Origin of the sequence: Bradyrhizobium sp. SZCCHNS3016 (assembly GCF_032484535.1) — a bacterium.
GTDB lineage: Bacteria > Pseudomonadota > Alphaproteobacteria > Rhizobiales > Xanthobacteraceae > Bradyrhizobium.
In genome coordinates this window covers 126,370-144,554 of the sequence record NZ_JAUETE010000011.1, presented here as the reverse complement: position 1 = coordinate 144,554, position 18,185 = coordinate 126,370, and the positions used below count along the sequence as shown (strand labels likewise).

Genomic DNA, 18,185 nt, shown 5'->3' with positions numbered 1-18,185 from the left:
GGCGAAAGCGACAGTCGGTTCCGCCGGTTCAGGGCGTCGGCGGCAGTTGCCATTCGGCGGCGAGATCGTCGGCCGAGAGCGTGTCGGCCGGCGCGTCGCCCGGGGGAACCTCCTCGACCATGGGGGCGTCGATCGAGCCCGTGTGATCGTTGCCGCGCTTGTCGAGTATGGCTGGTTTCACCGGGCCGATGAACTTGTCGGCGCCGGCCGGCTTCTCCGCGGCATCGGCCTTGTCGGTGATGATCTGGTAGATCTTGCGCGCGCCTTCCTGGGCGCGGTGGCCGATTACGGTCGCGGCCTGGCCGCCGACCTCGCAGGCCTGCGGCTGCCGCTTGCAGAACTGGCTCATGTCGGAGACGGCGGCGGTCGCAGCCTGCACGGCTTCGTGCGCATTGATCTGCGGCAGCTTGTCGGCGTCTTGGCTCTTCTCGCGCGGCAGCAGCACCAGCACGAGCCCGAGCCAGAATGCCATCCGAAGCAGAAAGAACATCACGCAACCCCGACCGTGCTGCTGATCTCGCGTGCTCAAATCGCGCAACCGGGATCGCAGCTGATTGTTCTATGTCGCGACTGCTTGCATTGGGCTTAATTGGTTGAGATTTCGCGAAGCCGGAGGCCGGATTTTCTTCGGAGTAAATTTTTCATTGGCGCGGGCCGCATGCGCCGCGCAACCGGCTGTAGATCGCACAGCTTTCGCAACCGCAGGCCCGGCCGGAAACGATGCATTCACCATCCCGGCCGAATGGCGGGCTCACCGCAGTCTGGCCCTTAGCGTTCGCTTAATGCGAGTCTGACACGGTGACTTCCGACGACAGGGGGCGTCCCGGCGCGTTCTCTTTGTGAGAACGACCGACAGGCCGAGGCGCGAGAGCCGTGATTGTGTTGAGTATCATCCGCGATTGTCTCGATGCGTTATTGCATCCATCGGCTCGAACTGATGCGATGACGCGCGCGCGTCACCGCGCCTTCATCGCGCCGCGCCTGCTGGGCAGCCTCGCCGTCTTCGCCGTGTTTCCTGCCTATCTCGCGATGCGCGGTGCGCCGAGCGCGCTCGAGGTCGGCGCGCTGTCGTGGCTGATCGCGCCCATCCTGCTGTCCTGGTATCTGTCGCGCACCGGCCGCTACGAGAGCGCCTGCGCGCTGTCGTCGCTGGCGTTGTCGGCGTTGATCATGGCGGTCTCGATCGGGACCGGCGGCATCGAATCCTTTGCCGCGGTGTGGCTGATCGTCGTTCCCCTGGAAGCCTCGTTCTCGGCCTCGCGCCGCGTCGTCGTGTTCTCCGCGGGGCTCGCGCTGTGCTGCGCGCTGCTGCTCATCCTCATCGGTCATTTCGGCTGGCTGCCGAAGCCCGAGACCACCCCCGCCTTGCGCACCGTGCTGCTCGCCTTCGGCGTCGCCTCCGCGACGCTCTATGCGGCCGTGCTCGCCTTTGCCGCCGATACGCTCGCGCGCACCAGCGTGACGCTGCTGTCGATGGAGGAGGAGCGCTATCGCCTGCTCGCGCGCAACATGAGCGACGTGATCTCCCGTCATCGCCGCAACGGCGCTGTCATGTTCATCTCGCCCGCGGTCGAGACGCTGCTCGGCGCGCCGGTCGCGCAGTTGCACGGCCATGGCCTGTTCGAACGTGTCCATGTTGCCGACCGGCCGGCCTATCTCACGGCGCTGTCGGAGGCGGCAGGCGGCAGCGAAGCCTCGAGCGTCGAGTTCCGCCTGCGCCGCGATGCGCCGGGCGAGGGGCGCGGCTTTCAGCATCCGGTCGATTTCATCTGGGTCGAAATGCGTTGCCGCCCCCTCGACCGCACCGGCGTGGCGCCGGGCGGATCGGAGCAGGAGGTGGTCGCGGTCATGCGCGACGTCACCGACCGCAAGCTGCAGGAGCAGGCGCTCGAATTGGCGCGCAGCGCCGCCGAGCGCGCCGACGCCGCGAAGACGCGATTCCTCGCCACCATGAGCCACGAGCTGCGCACGCCCTTGAACGCCATCATCGGCTTCTCCGAGATGCTGATGCAGGAGCAGGTGCTGGTGCTGAACGCCGCGCGGCGCCGCGAATATGCGCAGCTCATCAACGATTCAGGCCAGCATCTGCTGTCGGTCGTGAACGGCATTCTCGACATGTCGAAGATGGAGTCCGGCAATTTCGAGCTGACGCCGGAGCCGTTCGCGCCGCGCGCGGCGCTGATCAATTGCTGCAACCTGCTGGCGCTGCGGGCGCGCGAGAACGGTGTCGATCTGTCGGCCGACGTGCCGCAGGACCTGCCGATGGTCACCGGTGATCCGCGCGCCTTCAAGCAGATCGTGCTCAACCTCGTCTCCAATGCCATCAAGTTCACCGAGCGCGGCGGCCGTGTCACGGTCTCTGCCGGCGTCGACGGCGCGCGCCTGCTGCTGCGAATCACCGACACCGGCGTCGGCATCGCCGCCGATGATCTCAAGCGCATCGGCGATCCGTTCTTCCAGGCCGGCAAGACCTACCAGCGCCGTCACGAGGGAACCGGCCTCGGTCTGTCGATCGTCAAGAGCCTTGTGAACTTGCACGGCGGCGAAATGTCGATAGAAAGCAAGATCGACGAGGGGACCACGGTCACGATCGCGCTGCCGATCAACTTCGTGGCCGAGGCGACCGCGGGCGCCACCATCACGCCGCTGTCGCCCTCGCGCTCCGCCCTGCCAGGGCAGGTCATGCAGGTGAAGAAGAGTGCCTAGACGAGCTGCAGAGGATGATCCGGCGCCGCCGCGCCGTCGCAAGCGCGCTGCCGCGGCTGCGGCCGTCGTCGCGGACGAGCGCGGCTGGCTGCTGCGGGCCATGCTCTACAGCCCCAAGGATCTGTTTGCGGGCCTGCTGGCCTGCGCGGCCGGCAGCGCCATCATCGTCAATGCCCTGTTCCTGCAATCCGGACCGCATCCGGCGCCGATGTTCGGGTCTATCGTGACCATTCCGCCCAATCTGACGAGCTCCAATCCGCTGCCGCGGCCCCGGCCGATGGACATCTCGCCCTTGGATCCGAAGGTCATCGAGACGCGGCCCGCTGAAACCAGGGCTGCAGAGCAGAGGGCGGTTGAGCAGCGCGCCACCGAGGCGCGTCCGGATCAGAAATATGCCGATCCTCTGGCTGATCTCGTCCGCTCGGTCAGCGGCGGTCAGGGCAACGTGCCGCGTCCGCAGCCGACGCAGCAGGGCGGCAATGTCCGCCGTGTCGCCGCGGTCCAGCGTGCGCTGACCGAATACGGCTATGGCCAGTTGAAGCCGACGGGGATGGTCGGCTCCGACACCCAGGCCGCGATCCAGAAGTTCGAGCGCGAGCGCAAGCTGCCGGTGACGGGCCAGGTGTCGGACCGCCTGGTGCGCGAGCTTGCGATTGTCATCGGTCATCCGATCGAATAGAGCAGGGGCGGCTGCGACTTGCAGCGCGCTTGCACCTGCATCGAACCATCATGCGATTGAAGAGCAGCATCTGGGTGAGCGCCTATCTGCGGCGTTGCCAGTCGGCCGGCGCGTTCAGCGCGATCCGCCACCGTGGCGCGGAGGAAGCCGGCGCGGTGTTCGTCAAGGTCGCGCTGATGGACGGCACCGCCCAGCTCTATGTTCCCGCGCCGCAGACCGTCTATGACGACAGCCGGCCGATCGACCGCTTCTTCGTACCGATATCGCCGCAGCCGATCGAGGAAGCGCAGATCGAGGAACGCCTGGTCAAGGAGCTGCGCTTCGATCCCGACGCCTGGATCATCGAGACCGAGGACAGGCAGGGCCGTCATTTTCTCGATCTCGTGCGCGAGCGTCCCTGATCATCGCCAAGATTCGGGACAGCGATCGCGCGTCATCGCTTGAAGCCGTCGGTCCCCGTGCGCACGATCGGCCTCGTCGCGGTGCCGGCCCGCGCCGTGCTGCCACGGACGTGCTGACGTTCGTCGTCATAGAGCGCCGTGCGATGCTTGGCCCTGATCGCGGCCATCCCGGAGCCGCGCCAGGCCGCCAGCATGATCAGCGCCGCGCGCTCGCTGAGGCGCTCGTAGAAGCGTGACAGCCGAAACACGGTCTGGACCGACTGGCCCATCTCCGGCTTGAGGAACAGCAGCACGCGCTCGAACACCGGCGCCGGCATGCCGAGCGCCTTTGCGGCGCAGGCCAGCGGCTCGCCGTTCGGGTCGTTGACGACCTCGTGGGTCATGCGTGAGGGCAGGATCAGGCTCTCGCCGAGCTCGATCGTGAACGTCTCGACGTCGGCGTTGAAGGCGGCCATCTCCAGCGCCTCGATCGCATGCACCGCGCGGTGCAACGGCGTCGGCGCGGCAGGTCTCAGCGGCGTGGTGGCGAGGTTCTGCAGGATGGCGATGCGTTCGTGCGAGGCGGCGCGCATGAACATCTCGCTGAGCTCGGCGGCATCCTTCGGCTGCATCGACAATCCGGACGCCGCGTCGTCGCGCGGCGGGATCGGAGACGACGAGCGAAGCGATGCGGGAATGGGGCCGGCGAGCGGCGGCGTCGGCTCGCTCTGCGCCGGGCGCAAGCCCAGCTTGTTCAAAATCTCGATCGGCGTCGCCGGATAGATCGCCAGCCGCGCTCGCACCGCCGCACGGGTCGCATCATCGACGTCGTCGACCAGACGGGAGGCCAATTCGACGAACTGCCGCTCCTCGTCGGCGGAATGCGCGCTCGCCTGGACATAGAGGTCGGTCAGCACGCGCAGCAGAGTGGGCTTGATGTCCACGCCCTCGCGGCGCGAGAGCGTGAGCAACCCGTCGAAGCCGGGGAACAGCGATGATCTTGTCATGTCGGGGTACGCAACTTCGGCAATCGTTGCGCCGATTAGAGCGGAGTTGTTTTAATGCGGCGTTAAGGAAAACAATCGGTGAAGATGGGCCGAAATGACCCGGTGAGACAAAGGCGCCACGCTGGCTTGCCTTCTCTCCCGCCGGTACACGCGATCCGTGTTGGGCGGCCCGCGCATTAATATCCTCTTAACCACGTCCTGATCTTAATCGATCCGTTCGATGATCTCGCCTTGGCCGCGTCACGCGGCCAGCCTGATCTTCGCCGCGCCGAATGCCAAAGTGCAGCTTCATGCGCCGGCATTCGTGATCGTCAGTTCTGCGTGCCCTCTTGCCTGCGAAGTTCGGGCGACAGGGAGTTTTCAGGGGGTCAGAACTTCGGGCACGAAAGAGAGTCAACATGGCGACCATCATTGAATTCCCGGCGGACGTTGCGCGTCGCGCGCGGCCTGCCGTGACCGGCGCGCCGCAGGAGGGCATGGGAACGATCCTGATTCTTCCCGTCGTTCGGATCGAGCGCGAGACCCCGACCGACGACCGCGGGCCCCGCGAGGGCACAGCGCCAAGCCGCCGCCGCCGTCGCCGCTGACAAGGTCGGGGGAAACGGGAATGCCGGCCATCGTGAATCCGGTCCGGCGCGCGCTGCCGGTCCTCGCACTCGTTCTCGTCGGCGGACTGCTCGGCGCCTGCAGCGGCGGCGATTTCGGCCGCACCCGCGCCGACATGCGCAATGACGACATGCACAAATGGATCGGGGCGGAAGCCACCGCCAGCGTGGGCGTCAACCCATCGCAGTTCCAACTGACCGACAACGAGCGCCAACTGCGCGATCTCGCTTATCCGCTGATCGAGCCGCCGCATTCGCGCCCTGCCTGGAAGAGCGTGTTCGGCGACTATCAGCCGTCGGCCTCGCCCTGGCGCCAGAAGGTCGTGTTCGACCGCACCGCCTATGGCCGCGCCCTGATCGACGAGCCGCACCGCTCGCACGCCTCGCGCTACGCCCAGTTGATCGACGACGTGCGTGACGACATCACCCGCTTCGAGCCGTTCTTCGCATCGGCCATCCGCGTCATCGATCTCGACCGCAAGCGCGATGCCAGCATGAGATACATGACCGAGCTCTCGCCGCGCGAGAAAGCCGATGCGGTCGCGCGCATGCAGGAGAACTCGCTGATCGTGCAATGGGTGCAGATCAGTCTGGAGCAGCGCGTCTCGTCCTACCGCTGGGCCTTGGAGCGCCTGGTGCTCCAGGCTCCCGACGGATTGGCCGCCGACGCCGATCGCCTGATCTATGAACTGGCGGCTCAGACCGCCAATCCGCCGGTCGCGGCGCGGCCCCTGATCGAACGGCCGCTGACGACGCGGGGCTAGCCCGGCGCGACCTTGCTCCGGCGCCGGCCTCGCTTGGCCGGTGCTCCCTTTTGCCGCCCTGCTGTCGCACGGAGCTTCTGCGGCGCCGCCGCGCGCAGCGTCGCGATCAGGATCTTCAGCGCCTCGGATGGAGCACGCGAGGCGGAGTAGGCGAGGCCGACCTGGCGCTTCAACGTCATCTCGATCTCGCGGACCGCAACGTCGCTTCGGCCGTGCACGACGCCTTCGGGAACGATCGCGACGCCGACGCCGGCGGCGACCAGCGCCAGGGCCCAATCCTCGGTTTCAGCAATGGCGGCGATCTCGCGCGGCCCGCCGCTGCGTCTCGCCAGTGCGCTGTGCTCGCAATGGCAGCGGTCGATCATCGCCACGTCGGCGAGGTCGGCCGCGCGCAAGCGCGGCTTCAGCGTGAGCGGATGCGCGAGCGGGAGCGCCGCGACATAGTGCTCGCTCCACAGCGGCAGGAAATGCTCGCCGTCGCCGACCAGGCTTTTTGAGACGATGCGTCCGTCGGCCCGCTCGGTCGGACCGACGATGTGAAGCCTGAGATCCTCGCGCGCCGTGAGCGGCTTGAGCAGCGCGGTCACGCGGCGTCCGTCAAGGGTGCGCATGAGCCCGAGCTTGAGCGCCTGCTTCGGCGCGCGGTGCCGGAACAGGTTGCGGGCGGCATCGGCCTCGCCGACGATCCGGCGGGCGATCGGCTGCAGGCGTTCAGCCGCCTCCAGCGGCACGACACCCTTGCGGTGGCGGAGGAACAGTTCGGTGCCGAGCTCGGCCTCGAGATTGGCGATCGCCAGCGAAATCGATGGCTGCGAGACGAAGCAGCGCGCCGCGGCTCTGGTCAAGCTGCGTTCCTCGAACACGGCGGAGAAATAACGGAGCTCGCGGATATCCATAGGAGCTGCCTATGATGCGTATCACTGATCAATATTTTACTTATCTCAGGCCGGCACGCAAGGATGCGCCCGATATCGGCAATGAAGGAGGAGATCGATGCGCGTCCACCACCTCAACACCGGCACGATGTGTCCACGCGGCGGTCGGCTGGTGAGCGGCAGCGGCGGCCTGTTCGCGCGCGCCCGCCTCGTCTGCCACTGCCTGCTGATCGAAAGCGATGACGGCCTGGTCCTCGTCGACACCGGCATCGGCACTGGCGACATCGCCGCGCCCGCACGATTGGGGGCACGCTGGGTGAGGCAGGCCGCGCCGCTTCTCGATGCGTCGGAGACGGCGCTGCAGCAGGTGCGGGCATTGGGCTTCTCGCCCGATGACGTCAGGCACATCCTGCTCACTCATCTCGACCGTGACCACGCCGGTGGCATCGGCGATTTCCCGAAGGCCAAGGTGCACGTTCATCACGCGGAGCATGCGATGGCCGTCGAGGGGGCTCCGGCGCCGCCGCGCGGCCGCTACGTCGCCGGCCAATGGCGGCATCGTCCCGACTGGCAGTTCTACGGCGATGACGGCGAGGACTGGTTCGGCTTTCGTGGTGTCCGCGCTGCCGCTGATCGCAGCGGCGACATCCTGATTATTCCTCTGCCGGGCCATACGCGCGGGCATTGCGGCGTCGCCGTGCGTCGCGGCGACAAATGGCTGCTGCACGCCGGCGATGCCTATTTCTTCCACGGCCAGCTTGATCCGTGGCCACGCATGCCGCTGCTGCTCGGGCTATTCCAGCGCAAGGGCGATCAGGATCGCACGATGCGGATCGCCAACCAGGAGCGGCTGCGGCGCCTGAAATGCGACCATGGCGACCGGGTCACGATCGTGAACAGCCACGATCCTGTTGCCTACGAGATGTGCCGCTGCGGTGATCGGACCGCAGCGCTCATTCCGGCCTGAGCAGGCGGAACGCCTCCTCGAGCAGATGCGGCGTGTGCTTGCCGGTCGAATCACGGCAGGCGCGTTCGAAATAGTCCGCCAGCGCCGGCCGGAATTTGGGATGCGCCGCCTGGTCGATGATGGCGCGGGCCCGCTGTTTCGGCGACAGGCCGCGCAGATCGGCGAGGCCGCGTTCGGTCACGAGAACCTGTACGTCGTGCTCGGTGTGGTCGACATGGGTGACCATCGGCACGATGCAGGAGATCGTCCCATTCTTTGCCGTCGAGGGCGTCATGAAGATCGACAGATAGGCGTTGCGGGCGAAGTCCCCGGAGCCGCCGATGCCGTTCATGATGCTGCTGCCGCGGACATGGGTCGAATTGACGTTGCCGTAGATGTCGGCCTCGATCATGCCGTTCATGGCGATGACGCCGAGCCGGCGGATCACCTCGGGATGGTTGGAGATCTCCTGCGGCCGCAGCACGATGCGGTCGCGCAGGAACTCGATCTCGCGATTGAATTCGATCGCAGCTTCCGAGCTCAGCGACAATGCGGTCGCGGAGGCGAGATCCATCCGGCCCGAGCGGATCAGATTCAGCATGCCGTCCTGCAGCACCTCGGTGTAGGCGGTGAGATGCGGGAACGGCCCGTCGTCGAGCCCGGCCATGACGGCGTTCGCGACATTGCCGACGCCGGATTGCAGCGGCAGCAGATTGCGCGGGAGGCGGCCCTGCTTCACCTCGTGTGCGAAGAACTCCAGGATGTGCCCGGCGATCGCGCCGGAGACATCGTCGGGCGCGGCAAAGCTCGTGTTGCGGTCCGGCGCGTGGGTCTCGACGACCGCGATGACCTTGTCCGGATTGCAGCGATAGGTGGTCTCGCCGATGCGGTCGCCGGGCGCCACGATCGGGATCGGTTTGCGATGTGGCGGCAGGCGCGTGCCGTAATAGATGTCGTGCATGCCGAGCAGCGCCGGGTTCATCCACGAATTGACTTCGATGATGACGCGGTCCGCCAGATCGAGCCAGGTCTTGTTGTTGCCGATCGAGGTCGATGGGATCAGCCGCCCGTCTGGCAGGATGCCGGCGCATTCGATCACGGCGACGTCGAGATGGCCGAGAAAGCCGAACCACACGAACTGTGCGACATGGCTGAGATGCAGATCGATATAGTCGATGCTGCCGGCGTTGATGCGCTGTCGTGTCGCCGGATCGGACTGATAGGGCAGGCGCAGGTCGATGCCATCAGCCCGGGCGAGTGCGCCGTCGAGCTCGGGCGCGGTGCTTGCCCCGGTCCACACGCCGATGCGGAACGGCTCGCCGCGCGCATGTGCGGCTTCGATCCGGCGCGCCAGCGCGAGCGGCACCGCTTTCGGGTAGCCCGATCCGGTGAAGCCGCTCATGCCGACATGGTTGCCGGGCTCGACCAGCGCGGCAGCCTCGTCCGCCGACATGATCTTGGCGCGCAGCGCCTGTGACATCACCTGCGATGAACTCATCGTGCAAACTCCATGCGCGATCGTTCAGACCGCCAAGTCCGCGCTGTTTAAGGTGGGCCCTCGACGGGTGATTTGACAGGGGTCAAGCCGCAACGGCCCGTGCGTGCATCACAGCCCTGCAAGGCGCGCGCGCCGCAGCTCCCGGACCTTCGCGGCGCGCGAGCGCTCCGTCAGCATGTTGGCCTTGCTGTAGCGCGGGTCGCCGGTGACCTCGTCGCCGACCCAGTCCGGAAGGGGCACGACGGTCGTTTCGGTCGGCAGCTCGATCTCGGCGATCACGACGCCCTCGAGCGCGTCGTGGTAGACGTCGACCTCCCAGACGCCGCTTTCCGCGGGCACGTAGTGACGCGTCTTTTCGAGGATGCGCCCATTGCAATGCGCGAACAGCACCGCGGCGTGGTCCGCTGGAATATCGTACTCGAATTCATCTCGGGTCAGGCCGCGGCGGCCGCTCTTCACGCACAGCGTCGTCCGGTTGCCATAGCAGCGAACGCGAACCTTGAGGCCGTCCTGACGTGCGACGAGCCCGTCGCGCAGGCGTTCACTGTGCGTCGCCTGATCCCGCCAAGCATCGGACTTGACGAGAAACTTCCGTTCGATTTCGAGAGCCATGACCTGATGTTGAGCGAAGCGCCGCCGTCCTGATACGTCATAGCAGCGGCGCGCGACAACGACTATGCCACCAAGGATGAAGAGACTGTTGTCGAATTCATCCAGGACGTCGTATTGACTTATCGTTTGCCGCGCGGCTTCTCGGCCTTGGCTGGTGCCTCGGTCTGTACGCCGCAGCTTGCCGCTGCAAGGGAGGCCTGCGCCTGCGGCATGAGACCCGGCTCGGCGGCAAGGGCCTTCAGCACGATCAACCCGGTCGTCGTCGGCGAATCGATGATCAGCCGGTCGGCGGCCGTGATCTCCTCGTCCTCGGGCAGGTCTTCATGCTGCGCCTCGGTCATCAGGTTGAGCTCGATCACGCGCTTGCCGGCGGAGCGATCGTTGATGGCGTAGTAGGCGATCTCGTTGCGCGTGTAGAACGACACCGACGTATAGGCCTGGCTCACCGGAACCGTGAGCTTCAGCGGTCCGTCGGACAGATCGTAGCGGCAGATCGCCATGGCGAAAGCCGGGTCCATGAACGGCATCGGCGAATTGCCGGGATCGGCGAGCGGCAAGGGCGTCACGGCGTTCAGCTTGGTCATCGGCGTCAGCCGGGAATAGGCGTCCTGGGTCGAGATCCGCGGCAACGCCAGCACGCTGACGAGATGGACCACGCCGCCGAGCAGCACGCCGACGACGACCGTGAACAGCAGCCGGATCATGATGGGCAGCCCACTGTCGTGATCGACGGCATCGGCGCGTCGCGCTGCGTGCGGGTCGCGACACCGACTGGCGTGTCGTAGAGCCGCAGCATCAGCGCGTAGCGCTCGATGCCGCCGGTCGGCAGCCAGTTGCCGGAGCGCGAGCGCGCGGCGACGCGAATCTCGAAGGAGCCATCGGCACCGCGCACCAGCTCCTGGCTGGTGAAGCCGTAGCGCTGCAGCGTGTTGGCGACGAGGTGGCCCTTGCGGTCGTACAGCGTGAGCGTCCAGAAGCGGGCGGGGGGCGTGACGCCGCTGACGAGGATGTCGCAGCGACCGTCGAGCGGCTTCTTCTTGTCGTCGGCGATGGCGGTGAAGGCGACGCCGTCGCCGGTGCCGATCGGCAGCTCGCCGTTGCGGGTGATGGTGGCGCGGGCATAGGGGTCGACGTCGGCCGTGCCCGTCTTCGGACGCGCCGTCCACGCGCCGATCGTCAAGGTGCCGAATTCGGTGCCGCGGGTCGTGGTCATCCAGGTCGCGCCGATGCCGACGCCGGTGGCGATCAGGAGCGTAAGCAGGGTGATGATGAGCAGCCGCACGGGAATTCGCTGACGTCAGTTCTTGCGCAGGGCAGGGGTGGTTACGCCGTCGGCCGTTGCTGCGACGTAGTTTTCAGGAAAGGCCAGCGCGCTCGACGACACCGGCTTGGCGGGTTTGCGCGGATCGACGGGCGCCGCCTTTTCGGCCACGCGCGCGGCGTCGTCGAGCATCTTCTCGACCTGGACCAGGACGTCGGCGCCGCGACGGGTCAGGACCGGCGGTGGACCGGGCTTGATCTCCAGCGTTTTCGGCTGGCCGGCCTGCGCCATCGCGGCGGACGCGGGCTGCGGCGGCAGCTTCTCGCCCATGCCGACTCCGGGCAGCTCCTTGACCTCGATGCCCTGATGCGCGGCGACCATGATGTCGTGCCACGTCTGTGCCGGCAGCGAGCCGCCGGTCATACGGTTGGTCGGCGAATAGTCGTCATTGCCGTACCAGACCGCGCAGGTGAAGTTGCCGGTGTAGCCGACGAACCAGGCGTCCCGATAGGCATTGGTGGTGCCGGTCTTGCCGGCGGTCGGAATGCCGTCGAGTGCGGCGCGGCGTGCGGTGCCTTCGCTGACGACGTGGCTCATCATGCCCGCCATGTCGGCAGCAACCGAGGCCGGGATCGCCTGCTTCGGCTTCGGGCCGTCGCGGTCCCAGCGCCAGACCAAGTCGCCGCCGCCGGTGCGGACCTCGAGCACGGAATGCGGCGTCACCGCCTTGCCCTTGTTCGGGAAGGTCGCATAGGCGACCGCGTGCTCCAGCACCGTGACCTCGTCGGAGCCGATCGGCATCGACGGCGTGTCGGGCAGCGGCGCCTTGAGGCCGAAGCGCCGGGCGACCTCGATGATCTTGGCGCGGCCGGCCTTTGGTCCCTCCCTGCCGCCAAGCGCGATCGATAGCTTCACAGGCACGACGTTGATCGAGCGCGTAATCGCCTGCGTCAGCGTGACCGAGCCGGAATAGGAATGGCCATAATTCTGCGGGCACCAATTGCCGATGCAGACCGGACCGTCGACGACGATCGACGTCGGCTTGAAGCCGTTCAGCAGCGCGGTGGTGTAGACATAGGGCTTGAAAGATGACCCCGGCTGCCGGTAGGCGTCCACGGCGCGGTTGAACTGGCTGGCGCCGTAGTCGCGGCCGCCAACCATGGCGCGGATGCCGCCGTCGAGGTCGGAGACGACAGTCGCCGCCTGGGTCGCATGATAGTCGCGGCCGAACTGGCGCAACTGGTTCTCGATCGCCTCGTCGGCCGCATGCTGCACGGTCATGTCGATCGAGGTCCGCACCACGAAGACGCGCTCGGTGTAGGACTTCGGGAACGTGTCGACCAGCTTGCGCATCTCGTCGAAGGCGTAGTCGAGGAAGTAGTTCGGCGAGCTCTCATCGCGGCGGTCGACCGCGAAGGCCGGGTTGCGGCGGGCGCCGAACACCTGGCCTTCGGTCATGAAGCCGGCGTCGACCAGATTGTCGAGCACGACGTTAGCGCGGGCGCGGGCGGCGGGCAGGTTGATGTGGGGGGCGAACTTGGTCGGCGCCTTGAACAGGCCGGCCAGCATCGCGGCTTCGGCGAGGTTGATGTCGCGCACCGACTTGTTGAAATAGAAGTGTGCCGCGCCGTCGACGCCGAAGGTGCCGCCGCCCATATAGGCGCGGTCGAGATAGAGCTTGAGGATCTCGTTCTTTGTCAGCCGGGTTTCCAGCCAGATCGCCAGGAACGCCTCGTTGACCTTGCGCTCGATGGTGCGCTCGTTGGACAGGAACAGGTTCTTGGCGAGCTGCTGGCTGATCGAGGAGCCGCCCTGGCGGACGCCGCCGGCCTGGGCGTTGGTGACGAGGGCGCGCGCCGTGCCGGCGATGTCGATGCCGAAATGATCGTAGAAGCGGCGGTCCTCGGTGGCGAGCGTCGCCTTGATCAGATTGTCCGGAAAGTCCTCCAGCGGGATCGAGTCGTTGTGCTTGATGCCGCGGCTGCCGATCGGGTTGCCGTAGCGGTCGAGAAAGGTGACGGCGAGGTCGGACTTCTTCAGCCAGTCCTCGTCGGCTGTTTCCCGGAAGGCGGGGATCGCGAGCGCCAGCATCAGCACCAGGCCGCCCAGCCCGATGGTGGCGGCCTCCGAGAACGGCTCGACGAACACCCAGCGCTTCCAGCCGCCGACATAGAAGCGGTCCATGAACGCCGAATAGCGTTCATACAGCTCGCGGGTGCCGCGCAGGGAGGAGAACAGCGCCGAATCGAAGCGGGCGTCGAGATCCAGGCGGAAATTGTTGATCCGCTTCTTCCAATCGTCTGGAATGATCTGCCGCACGGGAACCCTGGTCGTTTCGAAAGCGTGTCAGCTGGCTTCGAAAGCACTCAGCAAGTGGGGCTGGGGGCCATCGAAGGGTCTTGCGCGATTGTTGCGGCAAACCCATGGCACTGCACAGTCAGCCGCCCGAACCCGAGCACCTGACCCCAAGCCGCGTTGCCGGCGCCGCGCCGGAGTGACTCAACCATCTATCTAGCCGAGCGGAGGTCACAAACCAATGGTTCCGCTCACAATTTGATGCACAAAGCTAACCTGCCGCCGTAATCGGCAAAGCCCCTTGCGCGGCTCGGGGCCGGGCACCTAGATGGCGGCCACGCCACGCCCTCCTTGAGAATCGCCCGAATGACCGCACCGCTCAAACGTCCCTCGGGCCAGGAGGGAATGTTCTGGAAAACCAAGATCTTGGAAGAGATGTCCGAGGCAGAATGGGAAAGCCTGTGCGATGGCTGCGGGCGCTGCTGCCTGGAGAAGCTGGAAGACGAGGATACCGGCGACATCTACTTCACCCACATCTCGTGCAAGCTCTTGGATGCCGGGCTATGTGCCTGCAAGGACTACCCGAATCGTTCCGAACAAGTGTCGGATTGCGTTCGCCTGACGCCTGAGAACGTCCGCACCCTGACGTGGCTGCCGCCGAGCTGCGGCTACCGACTCGTGGCCGAGGGGCGCGATCTCTACTGGTGGCATCCCTTGATCTCGGGCGATCCTCAGACGGTGCATGAAGCCGGCGTCTCGGTGCGCGGCCGGGTCGAAGGGACCGAGGACGACGTTCCGGACGACCAGCTCGAGGACCACATCGTGCAATGGCCGGTGCTGCTGCCGAAGCGGGCTAAGCTGAAGCGACGGCCGAAATAGGCTCGATCACCTCGCGTTCGCAGCAAATCACGATGATGCGACCGTTCTCGTGCTGTCGGGATGCACCCATGCGCCCGGCCGGCTGCCGCGGGGGAAATTTATGCCTTAAGTAGTTCGCCAGTCAGCGAATCCGCGCGGCGTTCGTCGCGCCCGGCATAGCATTCATCCCATGAACAAGTTCGATCGGCAGAGCCATTGTCCTGCCGCGTCCCAATCCCTGCCCGAAGAGATCGCCGCCGAGCTGCCGGCCATTCCGCCGCAGGTGCAGGCGATCGAGGATGCGCCGCCGCTCGCTCCGCCGGTGCCGCTGACCCAGGCCGAGGTGCGGACCATCCTGATGAGCCTGCTGCTGACGATGTTCCTGGCCGCGCTCGACCAGACCATCGTGGCGACCGCGCTGCCGACCATCGGCCGCGAGTTCCAGGACGTCACCAATCTCTCCTGGGTGATCACCGCCTACCTGCTGGCATCGACCGCGGTGGCGCCGGTGTTCGGAACGCTCTGCGACATCTATGGCCGCCGCTCCATGATCGTCACCGCGCTCAGCCTGTTCGTGGTCGGCTCGGTGGTCTGCGCGCTGGCGCCGAACATGCCGGTGCTGATCCTCGCCCGCGGCCTGCAGGGGTTGGGTGGTGGCGGCATCATGCCGGTGGTCCAGACCGTGATCTCCGACGTCGTCAGCCCGCGCGAGCGCGGCCAGTACCAGGCCTATTTCAGCGGCGTCTGGCTGCTCGCCGGCCTGCTCGGGCCGGTGATCGGCGGCTTCTTCGCCGACCATCTGCACTGGTCGATGATCTTCTGGATCAATGTCCCGCTCGCGATCGCCGCTCTCGCATTGCTGCTGCCCAAGATGGGCCGGCTGCCGGTCTATCACCGGCTGCGCAAGGTCGACTGGGCCGGCGGCCTGCTGCTGATGGCCTCGGCCGTCGTGTTCATGCTGGTGCTGACCTGGGGTGGCCACAAGCTGGCCTGGCTGTCGCCGACCCTGCTGGCGATGATCGGCAGCGCGGTGGCGCTGGGCTTGGCCTTCGTCTGGCACGCCAAACGGGCCGATGAGCCGTTCCTGCCGCTGTCGCTGATGGGCGGCACGGTGGTGCCCTACGGCATGCTGGCAAGCGGTTGCGCACTCGGCGCGCTGATCGGGCTCACGGTCCATCTGCCGCTCTATTACGAGTTGGTCTATCATTTGACGCCGAGCGAGGCCGGCCTCGGCCTGATTCCGATCGCGGCGATCTCGACCTTCGGTGCGGCGATTGCCGGCCGCACCATGGCCCGCGTCAAGCACTACAAGCGCGTCGCCATCGTGGGCACGATCATCGGCACCATCGCCGCCGCGGTCATGACGGTGACGACGCCCTCGCTCTGGGTGCTGATGGCGCTGCTGTCGATCTACGGCATCGGGCTCGGCACCGCATTCCCGATCTCCGTGGTGTCGTTGCAGAACGCGGTGGACCGCTCCCAGATCGGCACCATCACCGGCGCCATGAACTTCTTCCGCTCGATGATGTCCTCGTTCACGGTCGCGGCCTTCAGCGCCATCCTGCTGATGGCGCTGGGCGCCGACATTTCGCTGGCGGAGGGCGCCCATGGCGCGGTCAGCGGCATCGCGGAAGCCGACATGATCCATGCCTTCCGCTTCGTCTATGCCGCGGCCACCGCGATGCTGGCCTGCGCCTCGGTCTGCATGATGCTGATGGAGGAGCGGCCGCTGGCCGGCCCGTCGCGCACCGAGCCGGTGGAGATGGCGGAATAGGAAAGACAGGTAGGGTGGGCAAAGGCGCCGGGCACAGCCGTTGTTCCAAGGCACCCTGTCGCGCGCCGTGCCCACCGTCGTCAAGCACAGCCCGCGGCGAGATGGTGGGCACGGCGTCACCACGATGGGACGTGAGGAGAGAGCACAGCATCGCCTTTGCCCACCCTACGGTTCGTCAGTTGGGGCCGCTACTCGCGCGGCTGAAGGATCTCGATGTTGTCCTGCCCGCGCGAGCCGTCGTCGAGCGATGACTTCACCAGACCAGCCTCGACGCGTTTCGCAAATTCGGTCGATCGGCCGTTCGCCAGCTCCCTGGCTTGGCTGATCCATCGCTCGCGCTCGATCCGTCCGGCGAACGCCAGATACGAGCCGACCCATTTGGCGTGCTCGGCGGTCCAGGCTGCGATCTGCTCGAAATGCCAGATGCCGAGGCCGTGCAGCCGGGCCTCGTTCTGCTTGCCGATGCCCTTGATGAGCTTGAGATCGTCGGCTTGCCCGCCGCGCGGCGCCGCCAGCCCGAGCGGCCGGCTGCCGCCATGGGCGTCCTCGTTCTCGACGGGCGGCATCAGCGCCGGCAGGTGGGCCAGGAGGTAGCTGGCCTCGTCCTCGCTCAGCGGCGCGTCGGCCTGATCATCGATCGTGATCGCGCCGGACTTCACCGCAGTCGAATGCGCGGTGTCGAGGCCCGCGGCGAGCAGCTTGGCCTGCGCGATCCAATGCTCGCGCTCGATGCGGCCGGGGAAGGCCATGTGATGGCCGACCCAGCTCGCATGGTCAGGCGACCAGGCCGCGATCTGGCTGAAATGGTGGATGCCGATGTCGTTGAGGACGCGCTCGTTCTTGGGTCCGATGCCCTTGATCAGCTTGAGATCATCGGCGGCACCGTTGGGCGCAGGCAGGGCCGGCGGCCTGCCGTCGGCTGTGGCCGGGATCTCCGGCGCCGATGATGCGGCGACCTCGGCTGCAAGCCGGTCCGCCTCGGCGTCTGCGGCTAGGCGATCGGCTTCCGCCCTTGCGGCCGCTTCGGCGGCCAGGCGATCGGCCTCGGCCTTGGCGGTCGCTTCGGCCGCGAGACGCTGAGCTTCCGCCTCGGCTTTCGCAACGGCCTCCGCCGCAAGACGGTCCGCTTCGGCTTTCGCCGCTGCTTCGGCGGCCAAGCGTTCAGCTTCGGCCTTTTCGGCCGCTTCTGCCGCAACACGATCGGCCTCTGCTTTCGCGGCTGCTTCCGCAGCAAGGCGGTCGGCTTCGGCTTTCGCGGCGGCCTCCGCAGCACGGCGCTCGGACTCGGCGTTCGCCGCCGCCTCGGCAGTGAGACGTTCAACTTCGGCCTTCGCTGCGGCTTCAGCCGCCAGACGATCAGCCTCGGCCCTTGCCGCGGCTTCCGCGGCGAGCCGCTCAGCCTCGGCCTTTGCGGCCGTTTCGGCGGCTAGACGCTCGGCCTCCGCCCGTGCCGCGGTTTCGGCCGCAACACCTTCGGCTTCGGCTTTTGCGGCGGCTTCAGTGGCGAGGCGATCGGCCTCGACGCTGGCTGCGGCTTGCGCAGCCGGGGATGGGCTGTCCGCCCAAGGACTGGCCGCCGCCGTTGCGCCGGCGAACGCAACGCTGTGTCCAGGACCGCCCGGCGACATCGCACTGGTGTCACCCAGCCCGACATAGTCCTTGAGCTGTCCGCCGATCAGGCAGCCGAGCAGATAGGCGCCGACCATCAGCAGGCCGACCTCGAGCCACAGGCCGGCACGTCCGGGCAGCACGCTCAGCAGCGCCATCACGATCCCGATGACGAGGGCGAGCGTCGCCGGCAGCAGCCAGCTTCTCAGCCAATCCGGCCGCGGCTCGTCCGACCAGGTACGCCAGCCGACAAAGCCGCCGATGCCGACGGCGAGGATGATCCAGAACGGAAATGTCGTAAGGTCGTACATCATGAT

The 18,185-nt window shown here is 66.8% G+C and carries 17 protein-coding genes; 8 read left to right on the top strand and 9 right to left on the bottom strand.

Annotation, left to right across the window (positions count from 1 at the left end; genetic code table 11):
- Positions 1–28: 28 nt before the first annotated feature.
- Entirely contained in the window at positions 29–490 is a 462-nt protein-coding gene (locus QW881_RS21365) for a DUF5330 domain-containing protein (protein WP_315756488.1), read from the bottom strand.
- 452 nt (positions 491–942) lie between these two features.
- Between QW881_RS21365 and QW881_RS21360 the strand changes: the two genes are divergently transcribed.
- From QW881_RS21360 to QW881_RS21350, 3 genes are read left to right on the top strand one after another with little or no spacing between them, the layout of a single operon-like run.
- Positions 943–2,706, top strand: a complete 1,764-nt coding sequence (locus QW881_RS21360) for a PAS domain-containing sensor histidine kinase (RefSeq protein WP_315756487.1) — start codon at positions 943–945, stop codon at positions 2,704–2,706.
- Positions 2,699–3,385, top strand: a complete 687-nt coding sequence (locus QW881_RS21355; RefSeq protein WP_315756486.1) for a peptidoglycan-binding domain-containing protein — start codon at positions 2,699–2,701, stop codon at positions 3,383–3,385. Before QW881_RS21360 ends, QW881_RS21355 begins: the two co-directional genes overlap by 8 nt.
- A 50-nt stretch (positions 3,386–3,435) precedes the next feature.
- Positions 3,436–3,786 (top strand): DUF1491 family protein, encoded by a 351-nt coding sequence (locus QW881_RS21350; protein ID WP_315739860.1) that lies wholly within the window; start codon positions 3,436–3,438, stop codon positions 3,784–3,786.
- A 32-nt stretch (positions 3,787–3,818) separates the two neighbouring features.
- On the opposite strand, the gene QW881_RS21345 is transcribed toward QW881_RS21350, so the two are convergent.
- Entirely contained in the window at positions 3,819–4,772 is a 954-nt protein-coding gene (locus tag QW881_RS21345) for a DUF2336 domain-containing protein (protein ID WP_315739859.1), read from the bottom strand.
- A 398-nt stretch (positions 4,773–5,170) separates the two neighbouring features.
- Between QW881_RS21345 and QW881_RS21340 the strand changes: the two genes are divergently transcribed.
- Both QW881_RS21340 and QW881_RS21335 read left to right on the top strand, forming a co-directional pair.
- Positions 5,171–5,359: a hypothetical protein gene (locus QW881_RS21340; RefSeq protein ID WP_315756485.1), complete on the top strand. Its 189-nt coding sequence runs from the start codon at positions 5,171–5,173 to the stop codon at positions 5,357–5,359.
- A gap of 20 nt (positions 5,360–5,379) precedes the next feature.
- Positions 5,380–6,141, top strand: a complete 762-nt coding sequence (locus QW881_RS21335; RefSeq protein WP_315756484.1) for a hypothetical protein — start codon at positions 5,380–5,382, stop codon at positions 6,139–6,141.
- On the opposite strand, the gene QW881_RS21330 is transcribed toward QW881_RS21335, so the two are convergent.
- A complete protein-coding gene (locus QW881_RS21330; RefSeq protein ID WP_315756483.1) occupies positions 6,138–7,037 on the bottom strand; it encodes a LysR family transcriptional regulator in 900 nt (299 codons plus the stop codon). The genes QW881_RS21335 and QW881_RS21330 overlap by 4 nt on opposite strands.
- A 97-nt stretch (positions 7,038–7,134) precedes the next feature.
- On the opposite strand from QW881_RS21330, the gene QW881_RS21325 reads away from it, so the two are divergent.
- Positions 7,135–7,983 (top strand): MBL fold metallo-hydrolase, encoded by an 849-nt coding sequence (locus QW881_RS21325; protein WP_315756482.1) that lies wholly within the window; start codon positions 7,135–7,137, stop codon positions 7,981–7,983.
- On the opposite strand, the gene QW881_RS21320 is transcribed toward QW881_RS21325, so the two are convergent.
- The 5 genes from QW881_RS21320 to QW881_RS21300 all read right to left on the bottom strand — a co-directional run bounded on the left by QW881_RS21320 (position 7,970) and on the right by QW881_RS21300 (position 13,652).
- The gene (locus QW881_RS21320; RefSeq protein ID WP_315739854.1) at positions 7,970–9,460 is read right to left on the bottom strand and encodes an acetyl-CoA hydrolase/transferase family protein; all 1,491 of its coding nucleotides are present in this window, start codon (positions 9,458–9,460) and stop codon (positions 7,970–7,972) included. The two genes, QW881_RS21325 and QW881_RS21320, sit on opposite strands and share 14 nt — an antisense overlap.
- A 108-nt stretch (positions 9,461–9,568) precedes the next feature.
- Positions 9,569–10,072, bottom strand: a complete 504-nt coding sequence (locus QW881_RS21315) for a CYTH domain-containing protein (RefSeq protein ID WP_315739853.1) — start codon at positions 10,070–10,072, stop codon at positions 9,569–9,571.
- Positions 10,073–10,191: 119 nt separating this feature from the next.
- Positions 10,192–10,776, bottom strand: coding sequence for a DUF1254 domain-containing protein (locus tag QW881_RS21310; protein ID WP_315739852.1), 585 nt, complete (start codon positions 10,774–10,776; stop codon positions 10,192–10,194).
- Complete coding sequence (locus QW881_RS21305) at positions 10,773–11,354, bottom strand: DUF1214 domain-containing protein (RefSeq protein WP_315756481.1); 582 nt, start codon at positions 11,352–11,354, stop codon at positions 10,773–10,775. The genes QW881_RS21310 and QW881_RS21305 overlap by 4 nt, the downstream gene beginning before the upstream one ends.
- 15 nt (positions 11,355–11,369) lie before the next feature.
- A complete protein-coding gene (locus tag QW881_RS21300; protein ID WP_315756480.1) occupies positions 11,370–13,652 on the bottom strand; it encodes a PBP1A family penicillin-binding protein in 2,283 nt (760 codons plus the stop codon).
- A gap of 342 nt (positions 13,653–13,994) precedes the next feature.
- Between QW881_RS21300 and QW881_RS21295 the strand changes: the two genes are divergently transcribed.
- Positions 13,995–14,507 carry a YcgN family cysteine cluster protein gene (locus QW881_RS21295; protein WP_315739849.1) on the top strand — a complete coding sequence of 171 codons (513 nt, stop codon included), beginning with the start codon at positions 13,995–13,997 and terminating at the stop codon, positions 14,505–14,507.
- A gap of 169 nt (positions 14,508–14,676) precedes the next feature.
- Positions 14,677–16,260 (top strand): MDR family MFS transporter, encoded by a 1,584-nt coding sequence (locus QW881_RS21290; RefSeq protein ID WP_316159006.1) that lies wholly within the window; start codon positions 14,677–14,679, stop codon positions 16,258–16,260.
- Positions 16,261–16,448: 188 nt separating this feature from the next.
- On the opposite strand, the gene QW881_RS21285 is transcribed toward QW881_RS21290, so the two are convergent.
- On the bottom strand, positions 16,449–18,182 hold the full coding sequence (locus QW881_RS21285; RefSeq protein ID WP_316159004.1) for a cell envelope biogenesis protein TolA: 1,734 nt from the start codon (positions 18,180–18,182) through the stop codon (positions 16,449–16,451).
- Between the last annotated feature and the right edge of the window lie 3 nt (positions 18,183–18,185).